The sequence below is a fragment of the Streptomyces sp. NPDC049040 genome (assembly GCF_043197715.1).
Taxonomy (GTDB): domain Bacteria; phylum Actinomycetota; class Actinomycetes; order Streptomycetales; family Streptomycetaceae; genus Actinacidiphila.
The window spans coordinates 21,666-44,565 of record NZ_JBICTO010000020.1 but is presented as its reverse complement, the minus strand read 5'-3'; the positions used below and the strand labels follow the sequence as shown (position 1 = coordinate 44,565).

At 72.3% G+C, this 22,900-nt stretch carries 21 protein-coding genes; 9 read left to right on the top strand and 12 right to left on the bottom strand.

Translation table 11 applies throughout. The features are described 5' to 3' along the window. The first annotated feature begins 56 nt into the window (after window positions 1-56). The 6 genes from ACGFMP_RS31740 to ACGFMP_RS31715 are packed head-to-tail and all read left to right on the top strand — an operon-like array spanning window position 57 to window position 7,244. Entirely contained in the window at window positions 57-827 is a 771-nt protein-coding gene (locus tag ACGFMP_RS31740) for a GntR family transcriptional regulator (protein ID WP_393676802.1), read from the top strand. 37 nt (window positions 828-864) lie between these two features. Next, on the top strand, window positions 865-1,092 hold the full coding sequence (locus ACGFMP_RS31735; protein WP_393676801.1) for a ferredoxin family protein: 228 nt from the start codon (window positions 865-867) through the stop codon (window positions 1,090-1,092). 11 nt (window positions 1,093-1,103) lie between these two features. After that, complete coding sequence (locus ACGFMP_RS31730; RefSeq protein WP_393676799.1) at window positions 1,104-2,528, top strand: ABC transporter substrate-binding protein; 1,425 nt, start codon at window positions 1,104-1,106, stop codon at window positions 2,526-2,528. Beyond that, window positions 2,525-3,469 carry an ABC transporter permease gene (locus ACGFMP_RS31725; RefSeq protein ID WP_393676797.1) on the top strand — a complete coding sequence of 315 codons (945 nt, stop codon included), beginning with the start codon at window positions 2,525-2,527 and terminating at the stop codon, window positions 3,467-3,469. The genes ACGFMP_RS31730 and ACGFMP_RS31725 overlap by 4 nt, the downstream gene beginning before the upstream one ends. A 5-nt stretch (window positions 3,470-3,474) precedes the next feature. Next, complete coding sequence (locus tag ACGFMP_RS31720; protein ID WP_393676795.1) at window positions 3,475-4,257, top strand: ABC transporter ATP-binding protein; 783 nt, start codon at window positions 3,475-3,477, stop codon at window positions 4,255-4,257. Window positions 4,258-4,283: 26 nt separating this feature from the next. After that, window positions 4,284-7,244: a fumarate reductase/succinate dehydrogenase flavoprotein subunit gene (locus ACGFMP_RS31715; RefSeq protein ID WP_393676794.1), complete on the top strand. Its 2,961-nt coding sequence runs from the start codon at window positions 4,284-4,286 to the stop codon at window positions 7,242-7,244. Between the two features lie 332 nt (window positions 7,245-7,576). Here the strand turns inward: ACGFMP_RS31715 and ACGFMP_RS31710 are convergent, their stop codons facing one another. Then, window positions 7,577-7,825 (bottom strand): DUF5302 domain-containing protein, encoded by a 249-nt coding sequence (locus tag ACGFMP_RS31710; RefSeq protein ID WP_393676793.1) that lies wholly within the window; start codon window positions 7,823-7,825, stop codon window positions 7,577-7,579. A 102-nt stretch (window positions 7,826-7,927) separates the two neighbouring features. Here ACGFMP_RS31710 and ACGFMP_RS31705 point away from each other — a divergent pair, with 102 nt between their 5' ends. Beyond that, window positions 7,928-8,956: a saccharopine dehydrogenase family protein gene (locus tag ACGFMP_RS31705; RefSeq protein WP_393676791.1), complete on the top strand. Its 1,029-nt coding sequence runs from the start codon at window positions 7,928-7,930 to the stop codon at window positions 8,954-8,956. Between the two features lie 117 nt (window positions 8,957-9,073). Here the strand turns inward: ACGFMP_RS31705 and ACGFMP_RS31700 are convergent, their stop codons facing one another. The 5 genes from ACGFMP_RS31700 to ACGFMP_RS31680 form a co-directional block, all read right to left on the bottom strand. After that, complete coding sequence (locus tag ACGFMP_RS31700; RefSeq protein WP_393676790.1) at window positions 9,074-9,880, bottom strand: SAM-dependent methyltransferase; 807 nt, start codon at window positions 9,878-9,880, stop codon at window positions 9,074-9,076. Then, window positions 9,877-10,701 (bottom strand): SAM-dependent methyltransferase, encoded by an 825-nt coding sequence (locus ACGFMP_RS31695; RefSeq protein WP_393676788.1) that lies wholly within the window; start codon window positions 10,699-10,701, stop codon window positions 9,877-9,879. Before ACGFMP_RS31695 ends, ACGFMP_RS31700 begins: the two co-directional genes overlap by 4 nt. 56 nt (window positions 10,702-10,757) lie before the next feature. After that, window positions 10,758-11,576 (bottom strand): SAM-dependent methyltransferase, encoded by an 819-nt coding sequence (locus ACGFMP_RS31690; RefSeq protein ID WP_393676787.1) that lies wholly within the window; start codon window positions 11,574-11,576, stop codon window positions 10,758-10,760. 81 nt (window positions 11,577-11,657) lie between these two features. Continuing rightward, window positions 11,658-11,939, bottom strand: coding sequence for a DUF397 domain-containing protein (locus ACGFMP_RS31685; protein ID WP_393676785.1), 282 nt, complete (start codon window positions 11,937-11,939; stop codon window positions 11,658-11,660). A 3-nt stretch (window positions 11,940-11,942) separates the two neighbouring features. Further along, window positions 11,943-12,767: a helix-turn-helix domain-containing protein gene (locus ACGFMP_RS31680; protein ID WP_393676904.1), complete on the bottom strand. Its 825-nt coding sequence runs from the start codon at window positions 12,765-12,767 to the stop codon at window positions 11,943-11,945. Between the two features lie 178 nt (window positions 12,768-12,945). Here ACGFMP_RS31680 and ACGFMP_RS31675 point away from each other — a divergent pair, with 178 nt between their 5' ends. Next, on the top strand, window positions 12,946-13,404 hold the full coding sequence (locus tag ACGFMP_RS31675) for an ATP-binding protein (protein ID WP_393676784.1): 459 nt from the start codon (window positions 12,946-12,948) through the stop codon (window positions 13,402-13,404). Window positions 13,405-13,539: 135 nt separating this feature from the next. On the opposite strand, the gene ACGFMP_RS31670 is transcribed toward ACGFMP_RS31675, so the two are convergent. Both ACGFMP_RS31670 and ACGFMP_RS31665 read right to left on the bottom strand, forming a co-directional pair. Beyond that, window positions 13,540-14,334 carry an SGNH/GDSL hydrolase family protein gene (locus ACGFMP_RS31670; protein ID WP_393676783.1) on the bottom strand — a complete coding sequence of 265 codons (795 nt, stop codon included), beginning with the start codon at window positions 14,332-14,334 and terminating at the stop codon, window positions 13,540-13,542. A 79-nt stretch (window positions 14,335-14,413) separates the two neighbouring features. Next, complete coding sequence (locus ACGFMP_RS31665; protein ID WP_393676782.1) at window positions 14,414-16,525, bottom strand: alpha-galactosidase; 2,112 nt, start codon at window positions 16,523-16,525, stop codon at window positions 14,414-14,416. 180 nt (window positions 16,526-16,705) lie between these two features. Between ACGFMP_RS31665 and ACGFMP_RS31660 the strand changes: the two genes are divergently transcribed. Beyond that, a complete protein-coding gene (locus tag ACGFMP_RS31660) occupies window positions 16,706-17,542 on the top strand; it encodes a tyrosine-protein phosphatase (protein ID WP_393676780.1) in 837 nt (278 codons plus the stop codon). Window positions 17,543-17,666: 124 nt separating this feature from the next. Here the strand turns inward: ACGFMP_RS31660 and ACGFMP_RS31655 are convergent, their stop codons facing one another. From ACGFMP_RS31655 to ACGFMP_RS31640, 4 genes are all read right to left on the bottom strand, one after another. Continuing rightward, the gene (locus ACGFMP_RS31655; RefSeq protein ID WP_393676778.1) at window positions 17,667-19,154 is read right to left on the bottom strand and encodes an aspartate aminotransferase family protein; all 1,488 of its coding nucleotides are present in this window, start codon (window positions 19,152-19,154) and stop codon (window positions 17,667-17,669) included. Then, window positions 19,141-21,135: a 1-deoxy-D-xylulose-5-phosphate synthase gene (gene dxs, locus ACGFMP_RS31650; RefSeq protein ID WP_393676776.1), complete on the bottom strand. Its 1,995-nt coding sequence runs from the start codon at window positions 21,133-21,135 to the stop codon at window positions 19,141-19,143. The genes ACGFMP_RS31655 and dxs overlap by 14 nt, the downstream gene beginning before the upstream one ends. 126 nt (window positions 21,136-21,261) lie before the next feature. Then, on the bottom strand, window positions 21,262-22,290 hold the full coding sequence (gene hpnH / locus ACGFMP_RS31645) for an adenosyl-hopene transferase HpnH (protein ID WP_393676775.1): 1,029 nt from the start codon (window positions 22,288-22,290) through the stop codon (window positions 21,262-21,264). Next, window positions 22,291-22,899, bottom strand: a complete 609-nt coding sequence (locus tag ACGFMP_RS31640) for a 1-hydroxy-2-methyl-2-butenyl 4-diphosphate reductase (protein WP_393676773.1) — start codon at window positions 22,897-22,899, stop codon at window positions 22,291-22,293. Window position 22,900 lies beyond the last annotated feature (1 nt).

Here is a 22,900-nt window from a genome sequence, read left to right as displayed (position 1 = left end):
CGGCGGCGAAAAGACCGCCGACCGCGGAGCACACCGAGACGAAGGCGGACCACCCGATGGCAGCCGACCGCACCCGTGAGCGCACCGCACCGGTGGCCGCCGCACGGCGTCGCAGGCTGCGGGCGGACCAGGCGCGGCAGTTGGCCGATCTGCTGCGCCGGCAGGTGCTGGGGCAGGTGTTCACCGACGGTGTGCTGCCGCACGAGGATGCGCTCGGCGCCGAGTACGGGGTGTCCCGCAACACCGTGCGCCAGGCGCTGGACCTGCTGCGGGCCGAGCACCTGGTGGAGCGGGTGCCGGGGCTCGGCACGGTGGTGGTGGGGCAGAAGTACCCGCACGGGCTCGACCGGCTGATGGGCCTGGCGGAGACGCTGCACGGGCACGGCCGGGTCAGCAACGAGGTGCGCGCGCTCGGCCCGGTGCGCGCGCCCGCCGCGGTCGCGTCGCGGCTGGGGGTCAGGGAGCACGACGACGTGCTCTACGTCGAGCGGCTGCGGCGGCTCGACGGCCTGCCCTTGTCGCTCGACCTCACCTACATCCCGATGGACCTCGGCATCGGCCTGCTCAGCGCCGACCTGGAGAACAACGACGTCTTCCGGCTGCTCGAGCAGATCTCGGGACAGCCGCTCGGCACCGCCGAGATCACCCTGGAGGCGGTCAGCGCCGACCTGCACTCCGCGACCGTGCTCGAAGCGCCGCGCGGTGCGGCCCTGTTGATGCTCGAACGGCTCAGCCACCTGTCCGACGGCCGCCCGGTGGACCTGGAGTTCGTCCGCTTCCGCGGCGACCGGATCACCATGCGCGGCCTGCTGCACCGCGGCGCCTGACCGGCGCCACCACCGAACCCCGTCCCTGGAGACAGCCATGCCTGTCGTGCCCCAGCGCGCAGACGTACCCGTGACCATCGACGAGTCCAAGTGCATCGACGGCTGCACCCTGTGCGTCGACATGTGCCCGCTGGACTCCCTGGCGATCGACCCGGACAGCGGCAAGGCCTTCATGCACGTCGACGAGTGCTGGTACTGCGGCCCGTGCGCAGCCCGCTGCCCGACCGGCGCGGTGACCGTCAACATGCCCTATCTGCTGCGTTGAAAGGTGCGGAGATGCGCAAGAACCTGCTGATGGCGGGTGCCGCCGCCCTGCTGCTGCCGCTGGCCGGCTGCGGCTCGGACGCGGGCGGCGGCAGCGGTGGGAAGACCGTCACCGTGCATGTCGGATACCAGTCCAAGACGATCAACACCGTGACGGCGGGCACCCTGCTGCGCTCGCTCGGCTACTTCGAGCAGCAACTGGACGCGCTCGGGCGGCGCGACGGCACGAGGTACAAGGTCGACTGGCAGGACTACGCGACCGGGGCGCCGATCACGGCGCAGATGGTGGCGGGGAAGATCGACGTCGGGTCGATGGGGGACTTTCCGCTGCTGATCAACGCGGCCCGCGGGACGCAGATGCGGCAGCCGACAGAACTGGTGTCGGTGACCGGCTACAACCTGCGCGGCGGGCTCAACATGGTGGTGACCGCGCCGGATTCGAAGCTGACCGGCCTGGCCGGGCTGCGCGGGGCAAAGGTGTCGACGAGTGTCGGCTCCGCGGCGGACGGCACGCTGGTGCGGGCGCTGCAGCAGCGCGGCATCGACGCCGACAAGGACCTGCACAAGCTCAACCAGCAGCCCGCGGTGGGTGCTTCGTCGCTCCAGGCCGGCAGCGTGGACGCGCTGTCGCAGTTCGTGGCCTGGCCGGGGCAGCTGGTCTTCCAGGGCAAGGCGAAGGCGCTCTACGACGGGGCCGCGCTCGACCTGCCGACCTTCCACGGGGTGACCGTGCGCAAGGACTTCGCCAAGCGGAGGCCCACGGTGGTGGACGCCTTCCTGGCCGCGCAGATCCAGGCCACCGACTATCTGCACGCCCACCCGCTGGACGCGGCGCAGAAGGTCGCCACCGCCACCGGGCTGCCGCCGGAGGTGGTCTACCTCTACAACGGGCCGGGCGGCATCGCCACCTTCGACCCGACGATCAAGCCGCAGCTGCTGGAGGCGTTCGCCGAGGACGTGCCGGTGCTGGCCTCGGAGAAGCTGGTCGGGAAGATCGACATCAGCCACTTCGCCGACGACAGCTTCATCAAGCGGGCGGTCGGCGCGGACTACGGCAGGCAGGTCGCCTCGGTGGCCAACCCGGCCCCGGTGACCGGCACCGACCCGCTGTGTGGCGGCAAGGTCGCCGACCCGGCGACGGCGAGCGAGGCGTGGCCGGCCGGGCAGCAGCAGACGGTGCCTTTCAGCACCCCGAGCTGCCTGTTGCGGTATCTCGGTCAGCACCCGGGGGCCGCGGTGCGCGCAGCTTACGTACCCGACGCGTTGACCGGGACGCGCTGGTTCGCCGACCGCTCGGTGTGGGCGGTGGATCCGGCGGCCGGGGCCAAGGACCGCTTCCGGCCGTTCACGACGCCGGAGAACGCCCGCAACTGGGTGACGGCGCACCCGGGTTCGCGGCTGGTGGACTTCGCGCAGGCCGTGCGGGACGCGTCGTGACCGGCAGTACGCGGGTCCACCGCTACCTGCTGCGTACGGCCTCGCTGCTCGCCTTCCTCGGCGCGTGGCAGGCGGTGACCGCGCTGCGGGTGCATCTGTGGGTGCACTTCGAGCAGTTGCCGACGGTGGTGCAGGTCGGCCGGGAGTTCCGGCACCGGCTGGGCACCGGTGTCTACTGGCAGGACCTGGGCGACAGCCTCGGCCGGATCCTCACCGGCTTCGGCCTCGCCGCGGTGCTGGGGGTGGCCTGCGGGGTCGCCATCGGGCGCTCCCGGCTCGCCGAGGACCTGCTCGGGCCGATCGTCGAACTGCTGCGGCCCATACCGGCGATCGCGCTGGTGCCGGTGGCGATCCTGCTCTTCCCGAGCAACGAGCAGGGCATTGTCTTCATCACCTTCTCCGCCGCCTTCTTCCCGGTCCTGGTCAGCACCCGGCACGCGGTGCGCGCGCTGACCCCGGTGTGGGAGGAGGCCGTGCTGACCATGGGCGGCGGGCGGTGGCGGGTACTGGCCCAGGTGGTGCTGCCGGGCGCGCTGCCGGGCATATTCGGCGGCCTTTCGGTCGGCATCGGAGTGGCGTGGATCTGCGTGATCTCCGCGGAGATGATCTCCGGCGAGTACGGGGTCGGCTACCGCACCTGGCAGGACTACACCGTGGTGGACTACCCGGGGGTGCTGGTCGGCATGGTCACCATCGGGTTGCTGGGCCATCTCACCTCCTCCGCGGTGGAGTTCGCCGGCCGGCGGGCCACCCGTTGGCTGCCGCGGACCGAACAGCGCCCGGATCGGGGCGCGGTACGCCGCCGGGCCCGCACCTCCCCCGCCCCCGAAGGTCCTGCGCGCGTCGGGCCGGGCGTGGCTGCCGGGGACGGCCGCCGGGCTGCACCGGGACCGGGGGCAGAGCCCGTGTCCGTATCCGACTCCGCACCCCACGGCAGGTGACCGCCATGACCCTCTCCGCCACTTCCGCCGCGCCGCGTCCGCCCGCCGCGGACGGTGCCCGGCTCACGCTGCGCGATGTCGCGCTGGGACGGCGCGGCGCCCCGGTGCTCGCCGGGGTCGCGCTCGACGTGGTGCCCGGCGAGGTGCTGACGGTGGTCGGCGCCTCAGGGTGCGGCAAGTCGACGCTGCTGCGCACCCTGGCCGGGCTGCTGCCGCCGCTTGACGGCGAGGTGGCCGAGGACGGCCGCCCGCTGACCGGCCCTGGTGGCGGGCGCGCGCTGGTCTTCCAGGAGGACGGCCTGCTGCCGTGGCGCACCGCCCGAGCCAATGTCGAACTCCCGCTGGCCATTGCCAAGGTGGCCAGGTCCGAGCGCAGGGAGCGGGCTCGGGAGTGGCTGGGGCGGGTCGGACTCGCGGGCTGCGAGGACCGGTTGCCGCACCGGTTGTCCGGCGGTCAGCGGCAGCGGGTCCAGCTGGCCAGGGCGCTCGCGGGGCAGCCGCGGGTGCTGCTGATGGACGAGCCGTTCGGGGCGCTGGACGCCCAGACCCGGGCCGGGATGCAGCAGTTGCTCGTCGATGTGCTGCGCTCGACCCGCGCGACCGTCGTCTTCGTCACCCACGACGTGGACGAGGCGCTCTTCCTCGGTGACCGGGTGGCGCTGCTCGGCGCGTCCCGGGACGTGCCGGTGCGGCTGGTCACGGTGCCGCGCCCGCGCGACCGGGGGGCGCACGACACCGCCGCGACCACCGCTGTGCGCCGTGACCTCCTTGAATCGCTGGCCAGTTGACACCGCCGACCTCCGAAGGGCCTTCGATGGACATCCCCGAGCTGACCGACGCCGAGGAGTTCGGCTGCGACGTGCTGGTGATCGGCGGCGGCACGGCGGGGACCATGGCCGCGCTGACCGCGGCCGAGAACGGCGCGGACGTGCTGCTGCTGGAGAAGGCGCACGTCAGGCACTCGGGCGCGCTCGCCATGGGCATGGACGGCGTCAACAACGCCGTGATACCCGGCCGGGCGGAACCCGACGACTACGTCGCGGAGATCACCCGCGCCAACGACGGCATCGTCAACCAGGCCACCGTCCGGCAGACGGCGACCCGCGGCTTCGCGATGGTTCAGCGCCTGGAGCGCTACGGCGTGAAGTTCGAGAAGGACGAGCACGGGGAGTACGCGGTCCGGCAGGTGCACAGGTCCGGCAGCTACGTGCTGCCGATGCCGGAGGGCAAGGACGTCAAGAAGGTCCTCTACCGGGTGCTGCGGCGGCGCGAGATGCGTGAGCGGATCACGATCGAGAACCGGGTGATGCCGGTCCGCGTCCTGACCGTCGACGGCCGGGCGGTGGGCGCCGCCGGCTTCAACACCCGTACCGGGCGCTTCGTGACGGTACGGGCCGGTGCGGTGATCCTGGCGACCGGCGCGGCCGGCCGGCTGGGCCTGCCCGCCAGCGGATACCTCTACGGCACCTACGAGAACCCCACCAACGCCGGTGACGGGCACGCCATGGCCTACCACGCGGGTGCCGAGCTCAGCGGTATCGAGTGCTTCCAGATCAACCCGCTGATCAAGGACTACAACGGGCCGGCCTGCGCGTACGTCGCGAACCCCTTCGGCGGCTACCAGGTCAACCGGCACGGGGAGCGGTTCGTCGACTCCGACTACTGGTCGGGCCGGATGATGAGCGAGTTCGCGGCCGAGGTCGCCTCGGAGCGCGGCCCCGTCTACCTCAAGCTCAGCCACCTGCCGGAGGAGTCGGTCGCGGCGCTCGAGACCATCCTGCACTCCACCGAGCGGCCCACCCGCGGCACCTTCCACGCGGGCCGCGGGCACGACTACCGCACCCACGACGTGGAGATGCACATCTCGGAGATCGGCCTGTGCGGGGGCCATTCGGCCTCCGGGGTGTGGGTCGACGAGCACGCCCGCACCACCGTGCCGGGGCTCTACGCGGCAGGCGACCTGGCGTGCGTGCCGCACAACTACATGATCGGCGCCTTCGTCTACGGGGAGTTGGCGGGCGCCGACGCGGCCGGCCGGGCCCGCTACGAGGGGCCGCTGCCCGCAGAGCAGCTGGCGGCTGCGCACGAGCTGGTCTACCGGCCGCTGCGGCACCCGGAAGGGCCGCCGCAGACCCAGGTCGAATACAAGCTGCGGCGCTTCGTCAACGACTATGTGGCGCCGCCCAAGAGCGGCGCCCGGCTGTCGCTGGCGGTGGAGTCCTTCGAGCGGATGCGCGGCGAGATCGAGGAGATGGGCGGGCACACCCCGCATGAGCTGATGCGGTGCGCCGAGGTGTCCTTCATCCGGGACTGCGCGGAGATGGCGGCACGGTCGTCGCTGGCGCGGACCGAGAGCCGCTGGGGGCTCTACCACGAGCGGACCGACCACCCGGAGCGGGACGACGCGGCATGGCTGCACCACCTCAACCTGCGCAAGGGGGAGGGCGGCGCGATGGAATTCCTGACCCGGCCGGTGGCGCCCTACGTGGTGCCGGTCGAGGGCTTCACGCCGGGCGGCGGTGAGGTGCGGCTGATCGGGGAGGTGCTGCCCGAGCAGGTCGCGACGGCCGGGCGGCGGGAGGTGCCGCCGGTCGACCCGGGGGCGGTGGCGGCGCGGGCGGTGCCGGCGGGGTCACAGGCCGCAGGGGCGTCAGCCGCGGGTGGCTCGCCGCGGATTCTCGCGCTGCTGGAGCTGGCCGAGCGGGAGCCGGCGCTGGCGGACCTCGCGCCGTATCTCGCCGACGCCGACGCGGCCGTGCGGCGGGCGGCCGTCGACACGCTGACCGAGACGGTGCCCGCGGGCACGGGGCCGGCGCTGGCGGCCGCGCTGGCCGACGCGGACAGCGCGGTGCGGGGCGCCGCGGGCGCCGGGTTGCTGGAACTCGTCGAAGTGCTGCCGCCCACGCCGGAGCTGGCGGCCGCGCTGACGGAGGCCATGGGTCGTGACGACCCGGCCGCCCGGGCCGCCGCCGCGGGCACGATGCGGGCGCTGCGGTTGGGCGGGAGAGCGCTCTATGCCGATGCGCTCGGCGATCCCGACCCCCGGGTACGGATCGAGGCGGTCCGCGGCCTGATCGCCCTGGACGCGCCTGACGCCCTCACACCGGCCGCCGGCGACGCCTCGCGCGAGGTGCGGGTGGCTCTGGCCAAGGGGCTCGCGACGGTGGCGGGTGGGCAGGGGGCGGACCCCGCGACCGCAGGCGGTGCGGAGCCGGCCGACGAGGCCGACGGGGCCGTTCCGGGCACGGTGGCGGCGGGTGTGCGGGGCGCGAGCCGCGCGACTGCCGTCGAGGCGGGTGTGGGCGCGGTGGCGGCGGCTGCTGGGCACGCCCCGGGCTCCGTCACGGTCGACGGGGCCGCCGTGTCCGAACGGGCCGCGGTGGCGGCGGGAGTGCGGGGCGACGTGGCCGCCGGGCTGCTCGGGCGATTGGCGGCGGACGCCGATCCGCTGGTGCGGGCCGCCGCGCTGGAGTCGGCGGGGGCGATCGGCTGCCCGCCGCCACTCGACACCCTCGCCGTCTCCGCCGTCACCGATGCGCAGTGGCGGGTGCGGCGGGGGGCGGTCGTCGCGCTGGGCGGCGCGGCGCGGGAGATCGCTCTCCCGGCGCTTCTGCCGGCGGCGACCGACGAGCATGCCGACGTGCGGCGTGCGGCCGTCACCGCGCTCGGCCGGTACGCGCGGCTGACCGAGGTGGGCGCGGTCCTCCACGGAGCAGCCGGGACGGATCCGGACGCCGATGTTCGCGCCTACGCGCGGCGTGCTCTCACGTCCTGAGGGTTCGCCGCCGGGGGCGGTCGGGGGGCACCCGGTGCCGCTCGCGGGGGCGGCCCCTGAGGCCCTTCCCCGTGCGGTGGGTGGCCTGCTGCCGGGCCGCCGGGGCCGAGCGCGCGGGGGGCCCCACGCCCCGGGCACCCGCCCCATGCGGTGGATCGTGGGCCGCCTCACCGCCGAGGGCGGGGGCGCCGGTGCTCGTGGGCCCGGGCCCCGAGGGTGAACCGTCGCACGCAGCATCGCCGCGTCCGGGAGCCGGTGCGCGCGAGCCCCGGGTGGCGCGGGGCAGCGGGGAAGGCCCGCCCGGGGAGCCGGGCGGGGCGGAGAGGGGAAGGTCAGCCGCTCTTGCGGCGGAATTCGCGGGCGCCGCCGGCGCGGCCGTGGGCGCCGTGGATCTTGGACTGGTCGGGTCCTGTGCCGGCACCGCCGGCACCGCGACGGGCGCCCTGCTTGCGTTCGAGGGCTTCGCGGAACTTCCGCTTCACCTCGTCCTCCTCCTCGGCGGGCGCCGCGGCGTCCGTTTCCTCGGTGGAGGGTTCTGCGTCCGCGGGGGCCGCGGCGGCCTGCTGCTGTTGGTCGGTCATGCCACCAGAGTCGCACGCCGCGGCCCCGGCGCCCACCCGATATCCCCGACGCGGGCGGCGCGTGTACGGTTCCGGTCACGACCTCGGAGGAGGATCAGACCCATGACCTGGCTGTTGTACGGCGCTACCGGCTACACGGGCCGCCTGATCGCCCGCCGCGCCGTCACCCTCGGCATGCGCCCCGTCCTTGCTGGTCGCAGCGCCGCGAAGGTGGTGCCGCTGGCGGCCGAACTCGGTCTGGAGCACCGAGTGTTCGGCCTTCAGGAGCCGGGCGCGATACGCCGCGGCCTGGCCGGCGTGGAGAGCGTGGCGCACTGCGCGGGCCCCTTCACCCGTACCGCTCTGCCGATGGCGGCGGCCTGCGTGGAGACGGGCACCGGCTATCTGGACATCACCGGTGAGATCGACGTCTTCGAGTCGCTGCACGCGATGGGCGGCCGGGCGGCTGCTGCCGGGGTGACGCTGCTGCCGGGCGCGGGCTTCGACGTGGTGCCCACCGACTGCGTGGCCGCGCTGCTCGCGGCACGGCTGCCGGACGCGACGCAGCTGGACCTGGCCTTCCTCACCGGCGGCGGGGCGAGCCCCGGCACGGTGCGTACCGCGGTGGAGAGCGCGGCGGACGGCGGGCGGATCCGTTCCGGCGGCGAGATCCGCACGGTGCCCTTCGCTTCGCGGCAGGTGCGGGCGGCCTTCCCCTCGGGGGCGCGGACGGTGGTGTCGGTGCCGTGGGGTGACGTCAGTACGGCCTACCACTCGACCGGCATCCCTGACATCACCACCTACACGGCGGTGCCGGCGGCCGCGCTCGCCGCGACCCGGGTGCTGCGGCTCGGCCCGCTGCGCGGGGCGGTCGGCGGGGCGGTGGGGCGGCTGGTGCGCGGTCCGGGTGAGCGGGCGCTGAACGGCACCGGCTGCGAGGTGTGGGGGCGGGCGAGGGACGCGGCGGGCAACACGGTCTCGGCGACGCTCACCGGCCCGAATCCGTACCGTCTGACGGTGGACGCGGTGCTGCGGATCATCGAGCGGCTGCCGGGGCTGCCGGACGGCTTCCAGACGCCGTCCCGTGCGCTGGGCGCGGACTTCGCCGCGACCCTGGACGGTGTGGAGGTCACCATGGCCGCGCTGCGCTGACCTGCGGGGCGCGGCCGGGGGTGGTGGTCGGACGACGGCCGCAGCGGTTCGAGAATGCCGCTGCGGCCGCCGCCCTTCCCTTCCCCGGTGATGGTTGGTTTGTGGGGGCGGGGCGGCTCAGGGCTTTCGGCCGACGCCGCCGTAGATGCCGATGTTGCGCAGGTCGTCCGGTTCCGGCTCGGGTCCTTGCGGGTGCCACAGCGGTACGCGTACCAGCCCCGGCTCCAGCAGGTCGAAGCCGTCGAAGAAGGCCAGGACCTCGTCGTACGGGCGCAGGCTCAGGTTCGCGGTGGACTTGCGGTAGACCGAGACGGCCTCGTCGACCTTGTGGGCGTGGAAGTCGGCCGTGCCGTGCGAGAGCACCAGGTGGCTGCCGGAGGGCAGCGCGTCGCGCAGCAGCGCCACGGTGCCCGCCGGGTCCTCGTCGTCGCCGACGAAGTGCAGCACGGAGACGAGCATGACCGCCACCGGCCGGGTGAAGTCGATCAGCCCGTTGACGGCGGGGTGTTCGAGGATGCTCCGCGGGTTGCGCATGTCGGCGAGCCCGAAGGCGGTGTTGCTCGCGCGCAGCAGCCGGGCTCCCGCGTGGGCGGCCACGATCGGGTCGTTGTCGACGTACACGACGCGGGCGTCGGGGGCCGCGGACTGGGCGATCTCGTGGGTGTTGGGCGAGGTCGGGATGCCGGTGCCGATGTCGATGAACTGCCGGACGCCCGCGGCGACCAGGTGCCCGACGGTGCGCCGCAGGAATTCGCGGTTGGCCAGTGCGCTGTCGACGACCGCGGGGGAGGCTTTGATGATCTGCTCCGCGGCCTCGCGGTCGACGAGGTAGTTGTCCCTGCCGCCGAGGTAGTAGTCGTACATCCGGGCCGGGTGCGGCCTGCTGGTGTCGATCCCCCCGGCGAGGAACCCCTGTTCGGTCATCGCGCCTCCTTGACGCCGATACCGCCGTATGTCCCGACGTGGCCGAGTTCCTCCGCGGACGGCAGCGGGCCGTCCGGGTGCCACAGCGGGATCTGGACCAGGCCCGGGTCGGTCAGCTCGAAGCCGTCGAAGAACGGCATGATCTGCTCGTAGGTCCTGGTGGTGACCGTCGCGGTCGCCCCGCGGTCCTTGTAGACGTCCTTGGCCTCCTCCACGCCCGCCTCCGGAGGGTGGAAGTCGGTGGTGGCGTGGGTGAGGACCAGCCGGCTGCCGGCGGGCAGCGCGTCGCGGTAGGCGGCGACCAGCGCCGCCGGGTCCTCCTCGTCCTTGATGAAGTGCAGGACGGCCACCAGCATCAGCCCGACCGGCTGGTCGAAGTCGATCATCCCGCCGATGGTCGGGTGCTTCAGGATGCTCTCCGGGTCGCGCAGGTCGGCCAGGAAGAACCCGGTGTTCCCCGCGCCGAGCAGGTGCGCCCCGGCGTGGGCGGCCACGATCGGGTCGTTGTCGACGTAGGCCACCCGGATGTCCTCGGACACCTCGTGGGCGACCTGGTGGGTGTTGGGCGAGGTCGGGATGCCGGTGCCGATGTCGATGATCTGCCGGATACCGCTCTCCGCCAGCCGGCGCACCGCACGGTGCATGAAGCGGCGGTTGGCGCGGGTGGTCGGCACGATGTCGGGAAAGACGTCGACCACGCGCTGGGCGGCCTCCCGGTCGACCTCGTAGTTGTCCCTGCCGCCGAGGAAGTAGTCGTACATCCGGGCCGGGTGCGGCCTGCTGGTGTCTATCTGCTCGGCGGGCAGTCCCTCGTCGGCCAACGCCGTCCTCCGGTCTTCCTCGTGGTTGGGTGGTACGGGTGACACGCGGTTACCGCTCAGTTCTTGACGCCGACGCCGGCGTAGAAGCCGACATGGGCGAGTTCCTGCTCCGACGGGACGGGGCCGTCCGGGCGCCACAGCGGCGGCTGGACCAGGCCGGGGTCGACGAGGTCGAAGCCGTCGAAGAAGCCCAGCACCTGCTCGCGGGAGCGCAGGGTCAAGGTGGCGGTGGCCCCCTTGTCCCGGTAGACGTCCCGGGCTTCGCCCGCGTCGCCGTCCAGCTGGTGGAAGTCTCCTGTCGTGTGGCTGAGGACCAGCCGGCTGCCGGCGGGCAGCGCGTCGCGGTAGGCGGCGACCAGCGCCGCCGGGTCCTCCTCGTCCTTGATGAAGTGCAGGACGGCCACCAGCATCAGCCCGACCGGCTGGTCGAAGTCGATCATCCCGCCGATGGTCGGGTGCTTCAGGATGCTCTCCGGGTCACGCACGTCACCGAGGAAGAATCCGGTGTTCCCCGCGCCGAGCAGGTGCGCCCCCGCGTAGGTCGCCACGATCGGGTCGTTGTCGACGTAGGCGACGCGGACGTCGGGCGAGACCTTCTGCGCGACCTGGTGGGTGTTGGGCGCGGTCGGGATGCCGGTGCCGATGTCGATGATCTGCCGGATACCGCTCTCCGCCATGTACCGCACGGCCCGGTGCATGAAGCGGCGGTTGCCCTGCGCCATGGAGACGATGTCCGGGAAGAGGTCGATCACTCGCTGGGCCGCCTCGCGGTCCACCTCGTAGTTGTCCCTGCCGCCCAGGTAGTAGTCGTACATGCGGGCCGGATGCGGCCTGCTGGTGTCTATCTGCTCCGCGGTGAATCCCTGGTCGGTCAAGGCCGTCCTCCGGTTCCTTCGCTCGCTGCCGCGCGCTGGGTTCGTGCTGTGTGCATGGGTGGTGCCTTCGTACGTGGTTGCTCAGCCGAGCAGGAAATCCGCCTCGCCCGCTTTGGCGCCCAGGATGAACGTGGTGATCTCGTGATTGCTGTAGATCAGCGCGGGACCGTCGGGATCGGTGGACTGCCGCAGCGCCACCCTCCCGTCATTGAGTTTCTTGGCCTCGACACAGGAGCCGCCGTTGCCACCGCTCCACGGCTTCCGCCAACCCTCGACACCGAGTTGGTTGGCGGGCATTCCGTTGTAGATTCCGTCGTATACGTCCTCGTACCCGCATATGCTGTCATTGCCGACGCGACCCATGGTTCAGATCTCCTTGCGCATGCCATCGAGGATGGCTTTGGTGCTCTGTGCTGGCGCGGCCTGCGCGCACATCCGGTCAAGCGCTTCCAGGAACGCGGACACGTCGTCGCGCTCGTCGAAGTAGACGCCGCCCACCAGGCTTTCGGCGTAGGCGATGTCCGGAATCTCCTGGAGCTGGAATCGGAAGATGTGGAAGGGCCCGTACATCGCCGGGTGCGGCCCCGCCGCGAACGGCATGATCTGCAGCCTGACGTTGGGCAGCTCGGTGGCCTCCATCAGCCGCTCGATCTGCTCGCGCATGACCCGCCGGCCGCCGATCGGGCGGCGCAGCACCGTCTCGTCCATGACGATCCACAGCAGCGGCGCGTCGGCGCGTGTGACCAGGGCCTGGCGTTCGTTCCGCAGCGTGACCAGCCGGTCGATCTCCTCCGGCGCCGCGTGCGGCAGGCCCGCGCGCAGCGTGGCGCGGGCGTAACCGGCGGTCTGGAGCAGGCCGGGGGCGTAGTGCGGCTCGTACGCGCGGATGACCGCGGCCTCGCCCTCGAGGCTGACGAAGGCGCTGAACCAGTCGGGCAGGACGTCGCGGAAGCTGTGCCACCAGCCGGGCCTGTTGGCCTCGCGGGCGAGTGCGAGGAAACCGCTGATCTCCTCGGGTGAGGTGATTCCATAAGTGATGAGCAGCTTCTCGACATACGGGATTTTCAGCCCGACTTCCGCCTTTTCCATCCGGCGGACCGTGGCGTGTGTGACGTCCAGCGCGCGACCGGCCTGCTCCAGGCTGATACCGGCCTGCTCCCGCAGATCCTGAAGGCGCTTTCCGAGCACCATGCGCAGGACGGTCGGGGCTCCTCCCGGCCGGGGGTCCATCACGTGGCTCATCCTCCAACTTCCTTGGCTGAGAAGCAGTCTGTCATGTTGTCAGCGCACGCGACAGCATGTAGCGCCGATTCTGTAAATTACAGATCGGACCTTGCCATGTGTCCCGCGCGAGCCTCATAGTTACGGAGTGGTTCCTTCACCTGACGCCCTTCGGCGCGAGCGCCGAGACGGTGTCGGCGACCCCGGCCGCCATGACGTGTTCAGGCTGCCCGCGCTCAGTGCGTCCGTTGCGGACGCCCGCGGGCGGATCCGTGCTCGTCTGCGGGAATGGGGCGCCGACACGGAACTACGCGATGACGCAAGTCTGGTGGTGACCGAGCTGTTCACCAACGCGGTACGGCACACCGACAGCGAGAAGATCACCTGTGTACTGCACGACCAGGGCAACGTCGTACGGGTCGAAGTGACCGATCAGGGCCGGGGCGCGGCTGAGCCCGCGCCCGGGATCGCCGGCGCCGACGAAGAAGGCGGGCGGGGGCTGCTGCTGGTCAGCGTGCTCTCGCTGGCATGGGGGTCGGACCCGGCGGAGGACGGTACGGGTCGGGTGGTGTGGGCCGAACTGGCCACGCACCGCTCGCACCACTGACGTAGCGCCTCCGCCGGGCCCGATGGCGCCCGCCGGGCAGCGGACCCGGAACCTTCCCAACGGCGGCGGGACGGCCGACCGGCCGCCCGGCCCCGGCTCGGCACCCGGCCCCGCGGACCCGACACCCGCAGGGATTCAGCGCAGCGGCAGCAGGTCGGGGCGCTTGGGCTCGACGTGGTCGCCCGAGGACTCGCCGCGCAGCCGGCGCCCGATCCACGGCACCAGATACTCCCGCGCCCACTGGATGTTGTCCCGGCGCACCTCCGACGGCAGCCGCGGGTCCTGCGGCGGCCAGGCGTGGTCGGGGTCGGTGGGCACGTCGAGGCCGAGTACCTGGGCGGCGCGCAGCGCGACCCGGGTGTGGCCCTCGGCCGACAGGTGCAGCCGGTCGTCGCTCCACGCCCTGCGGTCCTGGACCGAGCGCAGCGACCACAGGTCGAGAACCGGACATCCGTGGCGGTCGGCGATGGCCCGCACATGGGCGGTGTAGGTGGCGATCTTGCCCCGCAGGTGCCGCAGCACGGGCACCCCGCGGGTGTCGAAACCGGTGCAGACCAGGACCGTGCCGACGGCGCCGCTGAGTTCGACGACCGCGGCCTCGAAGCGCTCGGCGATGGCGTCCGGGTCGCCGCCCGGGCGCAGGATGTCGTTGCCGCCGGCGCAGAAGGTGACCAGGTCGGGGGCGAGTTCGACGGCCCGCGGCACCTGTTCCGCCACGATCTGGTCGAGCAGCCTGCCGCGCACCGCGAGGTTGGCGTAGCGGAAGGCGTACTCCTCGCGCCGGTCGGCGAGCAGTACCGCGAGCCGGTCGGCCCAGCCGACGAAGCCGCCGTCGGGGCCGGGGTCGCCGACGCCTTCGGTGAAGCTGTCCCCCACCGCGGTGTACGACCCGATCACGCCATCGTTGAGTCCTTGCGAATCGTCAGCCACGTCGGACCATCTTTCTCCCCTCGGTGCGGCCTACGCGACCGTAAGGGGGTGTTGACGCGACGTGATTCATCCCACCAGGTCAAAGTCGGCGCAGATGGAATACGGCGGCGTCGAGGTCGCCGGCCAGTGTGGTGCGCAGTCCGCGCTCGGCGAGCACCGCCCCGCGCTGCACGACTCCGGTGGCCACGTCGCGGTACGAGGCGTCGCGGTCGAGGCCGCGCAGCCGCAGCGGCGGCACCGGGATGCCGAAGGCCTGCGCCGGCAGCCAGGCCAGGACGACGGTGTCCGCGCCGTGCACGTACTGGACGGCGGTCAGACCGCCGTCGCCGGGCGGGCGCAGCCGGTAGAGGTCGCCGAGTTGCACGACGGGGCGGACCGTCTTGTAGAGCGCCACCCAGCTGGCGGCCTCCGCGCGTTCCTCCGGGCTCCACTCCAGCAGGTCGCCGCCGATGCCCAGTACGCCCGCCATGGCGCTGACGAAGCGGAAGCGCAGCGAGCTGCGGCGGTGGTTGAGCATGGGGCTCGGGCTGTCGGTCACCCAGGCGGCCATCACCCGGGCGGGGTGCAGCTGGCTGAAACCGTGCTGGATCGGCAGCCGGTCGAGAGGGTCGGTGTTGTCGGAGGTCCACACCTGGTCGGTGCGCGCCATGATGCCCAGGTCGGCCCGGCCGCCGCCGCCGGAGCAGGACTCGAAGGCCACCGACGGGTGCGCGGCCCGCAGCCGGTCGATCAGCTCGTACAGGCCTTCGACATGGGCGGTCCACAGCCGCTCCGGATAGCGCTCTCCCGGCCAGCCGGGGTCGGTGAAGCAGCGGTTGAAGTCCCATTTCAGGTAGTCGACGGGGGCGCTGTGCAGCAGTGCGTCGAGCCGTTCCGCGAGGTGTTCGCGCACATCGGTGCGCGCCAGGTTGAGCACCAGCTGGTTGCGGTATTCGGTGGTGCGGCGGCCGGGGTGGTGCTGGACCCAGTCCGGGTGGGCGCGGTAGAGGTCGCTGTCGGGGTTGACCATCTCGGGTTCGACCCAGATGCCGAACTGCATGCCGAGCGCGTGCACCTCGTCGGAGAGCGGTTTCAGGCCGTTCGGGAAGCGGTCCCTGTTGGGCGCCCAGTCCCCCAGGCCCGCCCGGTCGCTCACCCGGGCGCCGAACCAGCCGTCGTCCACCACGAACAGCTCCACGCCCATCGCCGCCGCCCGCCGGGCGAGCTCGCGCTGCTGCCGCTCGCCGACGTCGAAGCCGGTGGCCTCCCAGGAGTTGTAGAGCACCGGCCGCACCTCCTGCCCGTCCGGTACGACATGGGCCAGCTGGTAGGCGTGCCAGGCCCTGCTGGCGGCGCCGAAGCCGCCGTCGGTCCACAGGGCGGCGAAGACCGGGCTGGTGTAGGAGTCGCCGGGTTCGAGGCGTACGAGTCCCGCGTCGTCGTGTCCTGCGCCGCCGGTGGCCTGCACGCGCCCGTCCGGCAGGTCCGCGACCGCGATCCGCCAGGAGCCGGACCAGGCCAGCGCGCCGGTCCAGACCTCGCCGTGCTCCTCCCCCGCGTCGCCGGCGTCCAGCGCGAACCACGGCACGTGGTGGTGGCCGGTGTGGCCGCGGCGGGAGCCGATCACCCGCTCGCCGGGCGTCAGCGGGGCGCGTACCAGCCGGCTCTCCGCGCCCCAGCGGCCGTGCAGCTGGGACATCCGCCAGCCGTCGCGGTGCGGCAGCGTCCAGGTGGCCGCGTCGGCCCGCAGCAGCTCCAGCGGGTCGCGGTGGCCGTTGGGGACGTGGGTGGCGGTCGTCCAGCGCTCGACGACGTCGCAGCCGGGGCGCAGCCGGTAGTGCAGGGTGAGGTCGAGGTGGTGCAGCGAGTCGTGGAAGTGCAGCCGAAGTTCGTGGCCTGCCGGGCCCGCGGCCGTCTCGTACTCCTCGAAGCACCACTCGGTGCCGCGCACCTGCCGGGACCTCACCGACAGGGCGGGGCGGACGAAGCGGGGGCCGCCCTCGACCGGGTACTCCTCGTGGCCGTCGAGCGCCGACTCGAAGGGCCGCTCGGCGGGCAGCGGGTCGGCCGCGAGGGCTTCGGCGTCGGAGAGCGCGATCCGCCGTCCCCAGTGCAGGTGCAGCAGCTCGTCGCGTTCGGTGAGGTGCAGGGCGTAGCTGCTGCCAGGACCCGAGAGCAGCCAGAGCCGGCCGGATCCGCCCGTTTCGATCATCTGAACTCCCCTTGCCCCGATCGGGTCCGGACATCATCGGCCCAGCCCCCGCGGAGGGGCAATGCTTGCACCCCCAGCAGTGGTCCAACGGACACATACCGCTCGGTACGCCGTCTCCTCCGCTGCCGTATCGTCGGGTGTGCCCCAGCATGAGCGGTAGCGAGCAACGGAGGAGCGCAGGTGACGCAGGAAGTGCGGCAGTCCACCCCGTGGGAACCGGAACCCGAGCCCCAGCTGACCGGCGTACGCAATTTCCGCGACGTCGGCGGTCTGCCCACCACGGACGGCCGCCGGGTCAGGAACGGCGTGCTGTTCCGCAGCGGCCACCTCGCGCACGCCACCGCACATGATGCCGCCTTCCTCGAAGGGCTCGGCCTGCACACCGTCTTCGACTTCCGCAACCCCGACGACGTCGCCATCGAGGGCGAGGACACCGCTCTCCCGGGCACCCGCAACCTGAGCATGCCGCTCAACGACCCGGCCGACAGCGCGGGCTTCTGGCAGACCGTGCGGGACGGCGACGTGGCGTCGCTGCGGGCCGTGCTGGCCGACGGCCGCGCCGCGGCCCGGATGGTCGCCGCCTACCGCAAGCTCATCCTGGAGCGTACGAAGGAGCACTCCCGGATGCTGGAGCTGCTCAGCGAGCCGGGGCAGCCGGCGGTGCCCGCCCTGCTGCACTGCGCCGCGGGCAAGGACCGGGCCGGCACCTCGATCGCGATCATCCTGCTCGCGCTGGGCGTGGAGCGGTCCGCGATCGAGGCGGACTACCTGGAGAGCAACGCCAGGCACCGCCGCTACAAGGTGGTGCGGGGCGACGGCAGCACGGGCACCGCCATCGACCCGGAGATCAGGGAACTGCTCAGCCCGCTGTTCGAGGCACGGGTGGAGTATCTGCGTGCGGCCTTCGACACCATCGAGGAGCGCTGGGGCTCGGTCGACCGCTACCTCGAGGAAGGCCTCGGCCTGACCCCCGAGAGCCGGGAACGCCTGCGCGAGCACCTGCTGACCGCGGCCTGACCCGCCCCGGGCGCGCCCCCGCGCGGGGGCGCGCCAGAAGGCACCGGCGGCGGGCCGCGGGACCCGCCCCGGGGCCTGTCGCCCGGATCCCGGCGGCGTCCCGCGGAGATCCGGACGGCAGACGCTAGCGGTTCGCGACCGCCTGCTTGACCAGCGTCTTGCCGAAGTCCCACATCAGACCGCCGCCGCCGTGCGCGTCGTCCATCACCTCGGTGAAGGCGGTCACGAAGCGCTCCACGTCGGCCTCGTCCACCACCAGCGGCGGGATCAGCTTGATGATCTCCACGTGGTCGCCGGAGACCTGGGTGAGGATGTGGTGGCGCTGGAGCAGCGGCACCACCACCATCTGCGCGAACAGGCCCTTGCGCGCGGCCTGGAGCATCGTCCAGCGGCCGCGCAGGCCCAGTGACTTGGGGCGGCCGAACTCGATGCCGATCATCAGGCCGCGGCCGCGCACCTCCTTGAGCAGTTCGTACCGGTCGGTGAGCGCGGCCAGCCGGGTGCGCAGCAGGTCGCCCATCACCCGGCTGTTCTCGACCAGCCGCTCGTCCTCGACCACCGCGAGGGTGGCCAGGCCCGCGGCCATCGCCTGGGCGTTGGAGCCGAAGCTCGCCGAGTGCACCAGCACCCGGTCCATGGAGGAGTAGACCTTCTTGAAGATCCAGTCCCGGCCGAGCGTGGCGCCCACCGGGACGTAGCCGCCGGAGAGCGTCTTGGCCACCGTCACCAGGTCGGGCTCGACGCCCTCCTCGTGCTGGTAGGCGTAGAAGGCGCCGGTGCGGCCGATGCCGGTCTGCACCTCGTCGCAGATCAGCAGCGCCTTGTGCCTGTGCAGCAGTTCCTGGGCGGCGCGCAGGTAGCCGGGCGGCGGGATGTAGACGCCGTGGCCCTGGATGGGCTCGATGATCATGGCGGCCACGTCGCCGCGCTTGAGCTCCCTGGCGAGCGCGTCCAGGTCGCCGATCTCGACGGCGGTGTCCGGCAGCAGCGGCGCGAAGCCGTCCTGGAAGCCGGCTTCGCCGTTGACCGAGAGCGATCCGGTGGTCAGGCCGTGGAAGGAGTGCTTGCAGTACAGGATCCGCGGCTTGCCGGTGGCGTAGCGGGCGAACTTCAGCGCGGTCTCGACCGCCTCGGTGCCGCTGTTGCCGAAGAACACCCGGTCCAGGTGCGGGGTGTGGCCGAGCAGCCGCTCGGCGAGCAGGCCCGGCAGCGGCTGGCAGTCGAAGCGGGTGAGGTCGGCGAGCCCCGCGTCCAGCACGTCGTGCAGCGCCTTGCGGACCACCGGGTGGTGCCGGCCGAGGCCCATCACCCCGAAGCCGGCCAGCATGTCGAGGTAGTCGTTGCCCTCCGCGTCCCAGAAGTGGGCGCCCTCGGCCCGCTCGTAGACCTTGTCGAAGCCGATGGTGTGCAGCATGCGCGGCAGTTGGTGGTTGAGGTACCTGCTGTGCAGGTCGTAGCGCTCGCCGCCGCGCTCGGCGATCAGCGTCGCCAGGTCGAAGCCCTTGGGCTGCCCGCCGGGGCCCTCCTGGGCGGCGGGGCCGCCCGCCGCCGGGTCACCGGCGGCGGGCTCCGTACCGATCGGCTGCTTACCGGTCGGTTCAGACGATGTCATCGCTCAGCTGCTCCTTGCGTACGTGGGTGCCGCTCCCGGCAGTATGCGGCGCGGGGATCGCCGGGCCGGCCGCGGGGTCGCCGGCGGCGCCCGCGCTCCTGGCCTTGATGCGCAGCAGGGCCGCGCCGATGCCGCCGGCGATCTCGGCGGGGGTCAGGCCCAGGTCGGCGAGCAGTTCGCCGCGCTTGGCGTGGGCGAGGAACTGCTGCGGGATGCCGAAGTCGCGTACCGGCACGTCCACGCCGGCGTCGCGCAGCGCCTGGGCGACGGCGGAACCCACGCCGCCGGCCCGCCCGTTGTCCTCGACCACGGCCACCATGCGGTGCCTGGCGGCCAGTGCGGGCAGCGCGGGGTCGACGGGCTTGACCCAGCGCGGGTCGACCACGGTGACGCCGATCCTGCGGCCCGCCAGGAGTTCCGCGGCCGACTTCCCGCAGCCGCCGAGGGCGCCGACGGCGACCAGCAGCACGTCCTCGCCCTGGTCCTGCGCGGGTTGGTGCAGGACGTCCATGCCGCCGACCCGGCCGATCGCCGGGAGCGGTTCGCCAGCGGTCTCCTTCGGGAAGCGGATCACGGTGGGGGCGTCGTGGACGTCGACGGCCTCGCGCAGCTGGGCGCGCAGCTGGTCGGCGTCGCGCGGGGCGGCGATCCGCAGGCCGGGCACGACCTGGAGGATCGACATGTCCCACATGCCGTTGTGGGAGGGCCCGTCGACGCCGGTCACCCCGGCGCGGTCGAGGACGAAGGTGACACCGCACTTGTGCAGGGCCACGTCCATCAGCACCTGGTCGAAGGCCCGGTTGAGGAAGGTCGCGTAGACCGCGACGACCGGGTGCAGGCCTCCGGTGGCCAGTCCGGCCGCCGAGGTCGCGGCGTGCTGTTCTGCGATGCCGACGTCGAAGACCCGCCCCGGGTGGGCGCGCGCGAAGGGTTCGAGGCCGACCGGCTGGAGCATGGCGGCGGTGATGGCGACCACGTCGGGCCGCTCCTCGCCGATGGCGACCATCTCCTCGCCGAAGACCGAGGTCCAGGAGGGCCCGCCGGAGGGGGCGAGCGGGCGGCAGGTGGCCGGGTCCATGACGCCGACGGTGTGGAAGCGGTCGGCCTCGTCCTGCTCGGCGGCCGGGTAGCCGCGGCCCTTCTCGGTGAGGCAGTGCACCAGCACGGGGCCGTGGAAGCGGCGGGCGCGGCGCAGCGCGGAGTCCACGGCGGCGATGTCGTGGCCGTCGATCGGGCCGAGGTATTTCAGGCCCAGGTCCTCGAACATGCCCTGCGGCGCGAAGGCGTCCTTGAAGCCCTTCTTGGCGCCGTGCAGGGATTCGTAGAGGGGCTGGCCGATCACCGGGGTCTGCTGGAGCAGCTGCTTGCCCCAGGACAGGAAGCGCTCGTAGCCGTCGGTGGTGCGCAGCGTGGCCAGGTGGTTGGCGAGGCCGCCGATCGTCGGCGCGTAGGAGCGCTCGTTGTCGTTGACCACGATGATCAGCGGCCGGTCCCTGGCGGCGGCGATGTTGTTCAGCGCCTCCCAGGCCATGCCGCCGGTCAGCGCACCGTCGCCGATGACGGCGACGACGTGGTCGTCGCGGCCCTGGATCTCGTTGGCCTTGGCCAGTCCGTCGGCCCAGCCCAGCACGGTCGAGGCGTGGCTGTTCTCGATCACGTCGTGGTCGGACTCGGCGCGCGAGGGGTAGCCGGACAGGCCGCCCTTGCTGCGGAGTTTGGAGAAGTCCTGGCGGCCGGTCAGCAGCTTGTGGACGTAGCTCTGGTGGCCGGTGTCCCACAGGATCCGGTCGGCGGGCGAGTCGAAGACGCGGTGCAGCGCGATGGTCAGCTCCACCACACCGAGGTTGGGGCCCAGGTGCCCGCCGGTCCTCGCCACCGCCTGGACGAGGAAGTGGCGGATCTCGGCGGCCAGTTCGTCCAGCCGGCCGTCGGGCAGCGCCTTCAGGTCGCGCGGGCCCTTGATGTTCTCCAGCATCGACATGTACAGACCTCGTTCCTGCCGGGTTGTGCTCCGGATCGCCGGCCGCCCACCGGCCGGCGGCAGTACGGGTACGAGCCACCGGCCGGTCGTGCCGGCCGGTGGCTCGTACCCGCGATCACCGGGAGGTCACTTCGCGCGGTTCGACGCGACGGTCTCCCTGGCGGCTCGGATGGACTCCTTGAGCGAGCCCATGGTCGCGAGGACCGCGGTGGGCTCGTAGCCGCAGTGGGCCATGCAGTTGTCGCAGCGGTCGTCCTTGCCGCGGCCGTACTTGTCCCAGTCCGTCTTGTCGATCAGCTCCTGGTAGGTCGGCACGTAGCCGTCGGCCATCAGGTAGCAGGGGCGCTGCCAGCCGAAGAGCGAGTAGTTGGGGATCGCCCAGGCGGTGCAGGGGAAGTCCGCCTTGCCCTCGAGGAAGTCGAGGAAGAGCGGGCTGTGGTTGAGCCGCCACTTGCGCCGGTTGCCGCCGTCGAAGGCCTTCTTGAAGAGCTCCCGGGTCTGTGCGACGCCCAGGAAGTGCTCCTGGTCGGGGGCCTTCTCGTAGGCGTACGCGGGCGACAGCATCATCTCCTCCACCTTGAGATCGTCATTGAGGAAGTTCATGACCTCGATGATCGTCTGCGGGGTGTCGGTGTTGAAGAAGGTCGAGTTGGTGGTCACCCGGAATCCGCGGCGCTGCGCCTCCTTGATCGCCGCGACGGCCTCGTCGAAGGTGCCCTCCTTGGCCACCGATTCGTCGTGCCGTTCCCGCATGCCGTCGATATGAACAGTGAAGGCGAAGTAGGGCGACGGGGTGAATTTCTCGATCTTCTTGCGCAGCAGCAGGGCATTGGTGCAGAGGAAGACGAACTTCTTCTTCGCCACCAGCTGCCGGACGATCTCGTCGATCTGCGGGTGCATGAGCGGCTCGCCGCCGGCGATCGACACCATGGGGGCCCCGGACTCCAGCACCGCCCCCACGGCCTGCGCCACGGGCATGCGCTGCTTGAGCACCCCGGCAGGATGCTGGATCTTGCCGCAGCCCTCACAGGCGAGGTTGCACGCGAAAAGGGGTTCCAGCTCGACGATGAGCGGGAACTTTTCGCGCCGCCGGACCATTTTCTGTTCGAAGAGGTACGACGCGATACGGACGGTCTGACGAAGCGGCATGGCCATCTAGCTCACCTCCGGGGGAGCAGTGGTAGTGCGGTGCCAATCGAGAAAGGCGGGTACAAGATCTCTGAGCACCCGGAATGCGATGATCCCGGTGCGTAGCGTTCCGACGCGCACGAGTTCGTATTCGGGCGTGTCGACGACGACGCGGGCCGCGGCGATGTGCTGCGCTCCTTCTGCGAGCGCGGCACGCCGCATGGCGGCCGATTCCATGTCGACGGCGATGGCACCGGTCGCCGCCAGCGCGGTGCGTTCCGCACCCCGCACGACATGGTCGGACTCGGCCAGGGGGCCGGTGTGCACGGTGTTCCCCGCGGCCTTGAGGGCGGCGGCAAGCGCCGCGCTGTCATGCCCCTCGTCGGAGACGACGATGTCACCTGGCCGCATGCCGGGGGCGAGCCCCGCGCAGAAGCCGGTGGTGACGACGGCGGCGTCGCGCAGCGCAGGGTCGTGCAGCGCCTTGCGTACGGCCGCTTCCGCGGCTGTGGGCCCCATGCCGGTACGGAGCACGGTGAGCGGGTGCGCGGCGCCCCTGGCCGCTCCCCTGCGCAGCGCGAAACGCTCGATGCGCAGGGCGCACACCACCAGCAGCGGTGGTCCGGTATGACCCACG

Excerpts from the sequence above, each read along its gene's own strand:
- ACGFMP_RS31665 (WP_393676782.1), bottom strand. The coding sequence starts at position 16,525 with ATGATCGAAACGGGCGGATCCGGCCGGCTCTGGCTGCTCTCGGGTCCT.
- ACGFMP_RS31700 (WP_393676790.1), bottom strand. The coding sequence starts at position 9,880 with ATGACCGAACAGGGGTTCCTCGCCGGGGGGATCGACACCAGCAGGCCG.
- ACGFMP_RS31730 (WP_393676799.1), top strand. The coding sequence starts at position 1,104 with ATGCGCAAGAACCTGCTGATGGCGGGTGCCGCCGCCCTGCTGCTGCCG.
- ACGFMP_RS31685 (WP_393676785.1), bottom strand. The coding sequence starts at position 11,939 with ATGGGTCGCGTCGGCAATGACAGCATATGCGGGTACGAGGACGTATAC.
- dxs (WP_393676776.1), bottom strand. The coding sequence starts at position 21,135 with ATGTCGATGCTGGAGAACATCAAGGGCCCGCGCGACCTGAAGGCGCTG.
- ACGFMP_RS31655 (WP_393676778.1), bottom strand. The coding sequence starts at position 19,154 with ATGACATCGTCTGAACCGACCGGTAAGCAGCCGATCGGTACGGAGCCC.
- ACGFMP_RS31680 (WP_393676904.1), bottom strand. The coding sequence starts at position 12,767 with ATGGTGCTCGGAAAGCGCCTTCAGGATCTGCGGGAGCAGGCCGGTATC.
- ACGFMP_RS31705 (WP_393676791.1), top strand. The coding sequence starts at position 7,928 with ATGACCTGGCTGTTGTACGGCGCTACCGGCTACACGGGCCGCCTGATC.
- ACGFMP_RS31735 (WP_393676801.1), top strand. The coding sequence starts at position 865 with ATGCCTGTCGTGCCCCAGCGCGCAGACGTACCCGTGACCATCGACGAG.
- ACGFMP_RS31740 (WP_393676802.1), top strand. The coding sequence starts at position 57 with ATGGCAGCCGACCGCACCCGTGAGCGCACCGCACCGGTGGCCGCCGCA.
- ACGFMP_RS31710 (WP_393676793.1), bottom strand. The coding sequence starts at position 7,825 with ATGACCGACCAACAGCAGCAGGCCGCCGCGGCCCCCGCGGACGCAGAA.
- ACGFMP_RS31720 (WP_393676795.1), top strand. The coding sequence starts at position 3,475 with ATGACCCTCTCCGCCACTTCCGCCGCGCCGCGTCCGCCCGCCGCGGAC.
- hpnH (WP_393676775.1), bottom strand. The coding sequence starts at position 22,290 with ATGGCCATGCCGCTTCGTCAGACCGTCCGTATCGCGTCGTACCTCTTC.
- ACGFMP_RS31715 (WP_393676794.1), top strand. The coding sequence starts at position 4,284 with ATGGACATCCCCGAGCTGACCGACGCCGAGGAGTTCGGCTGCGACGTG.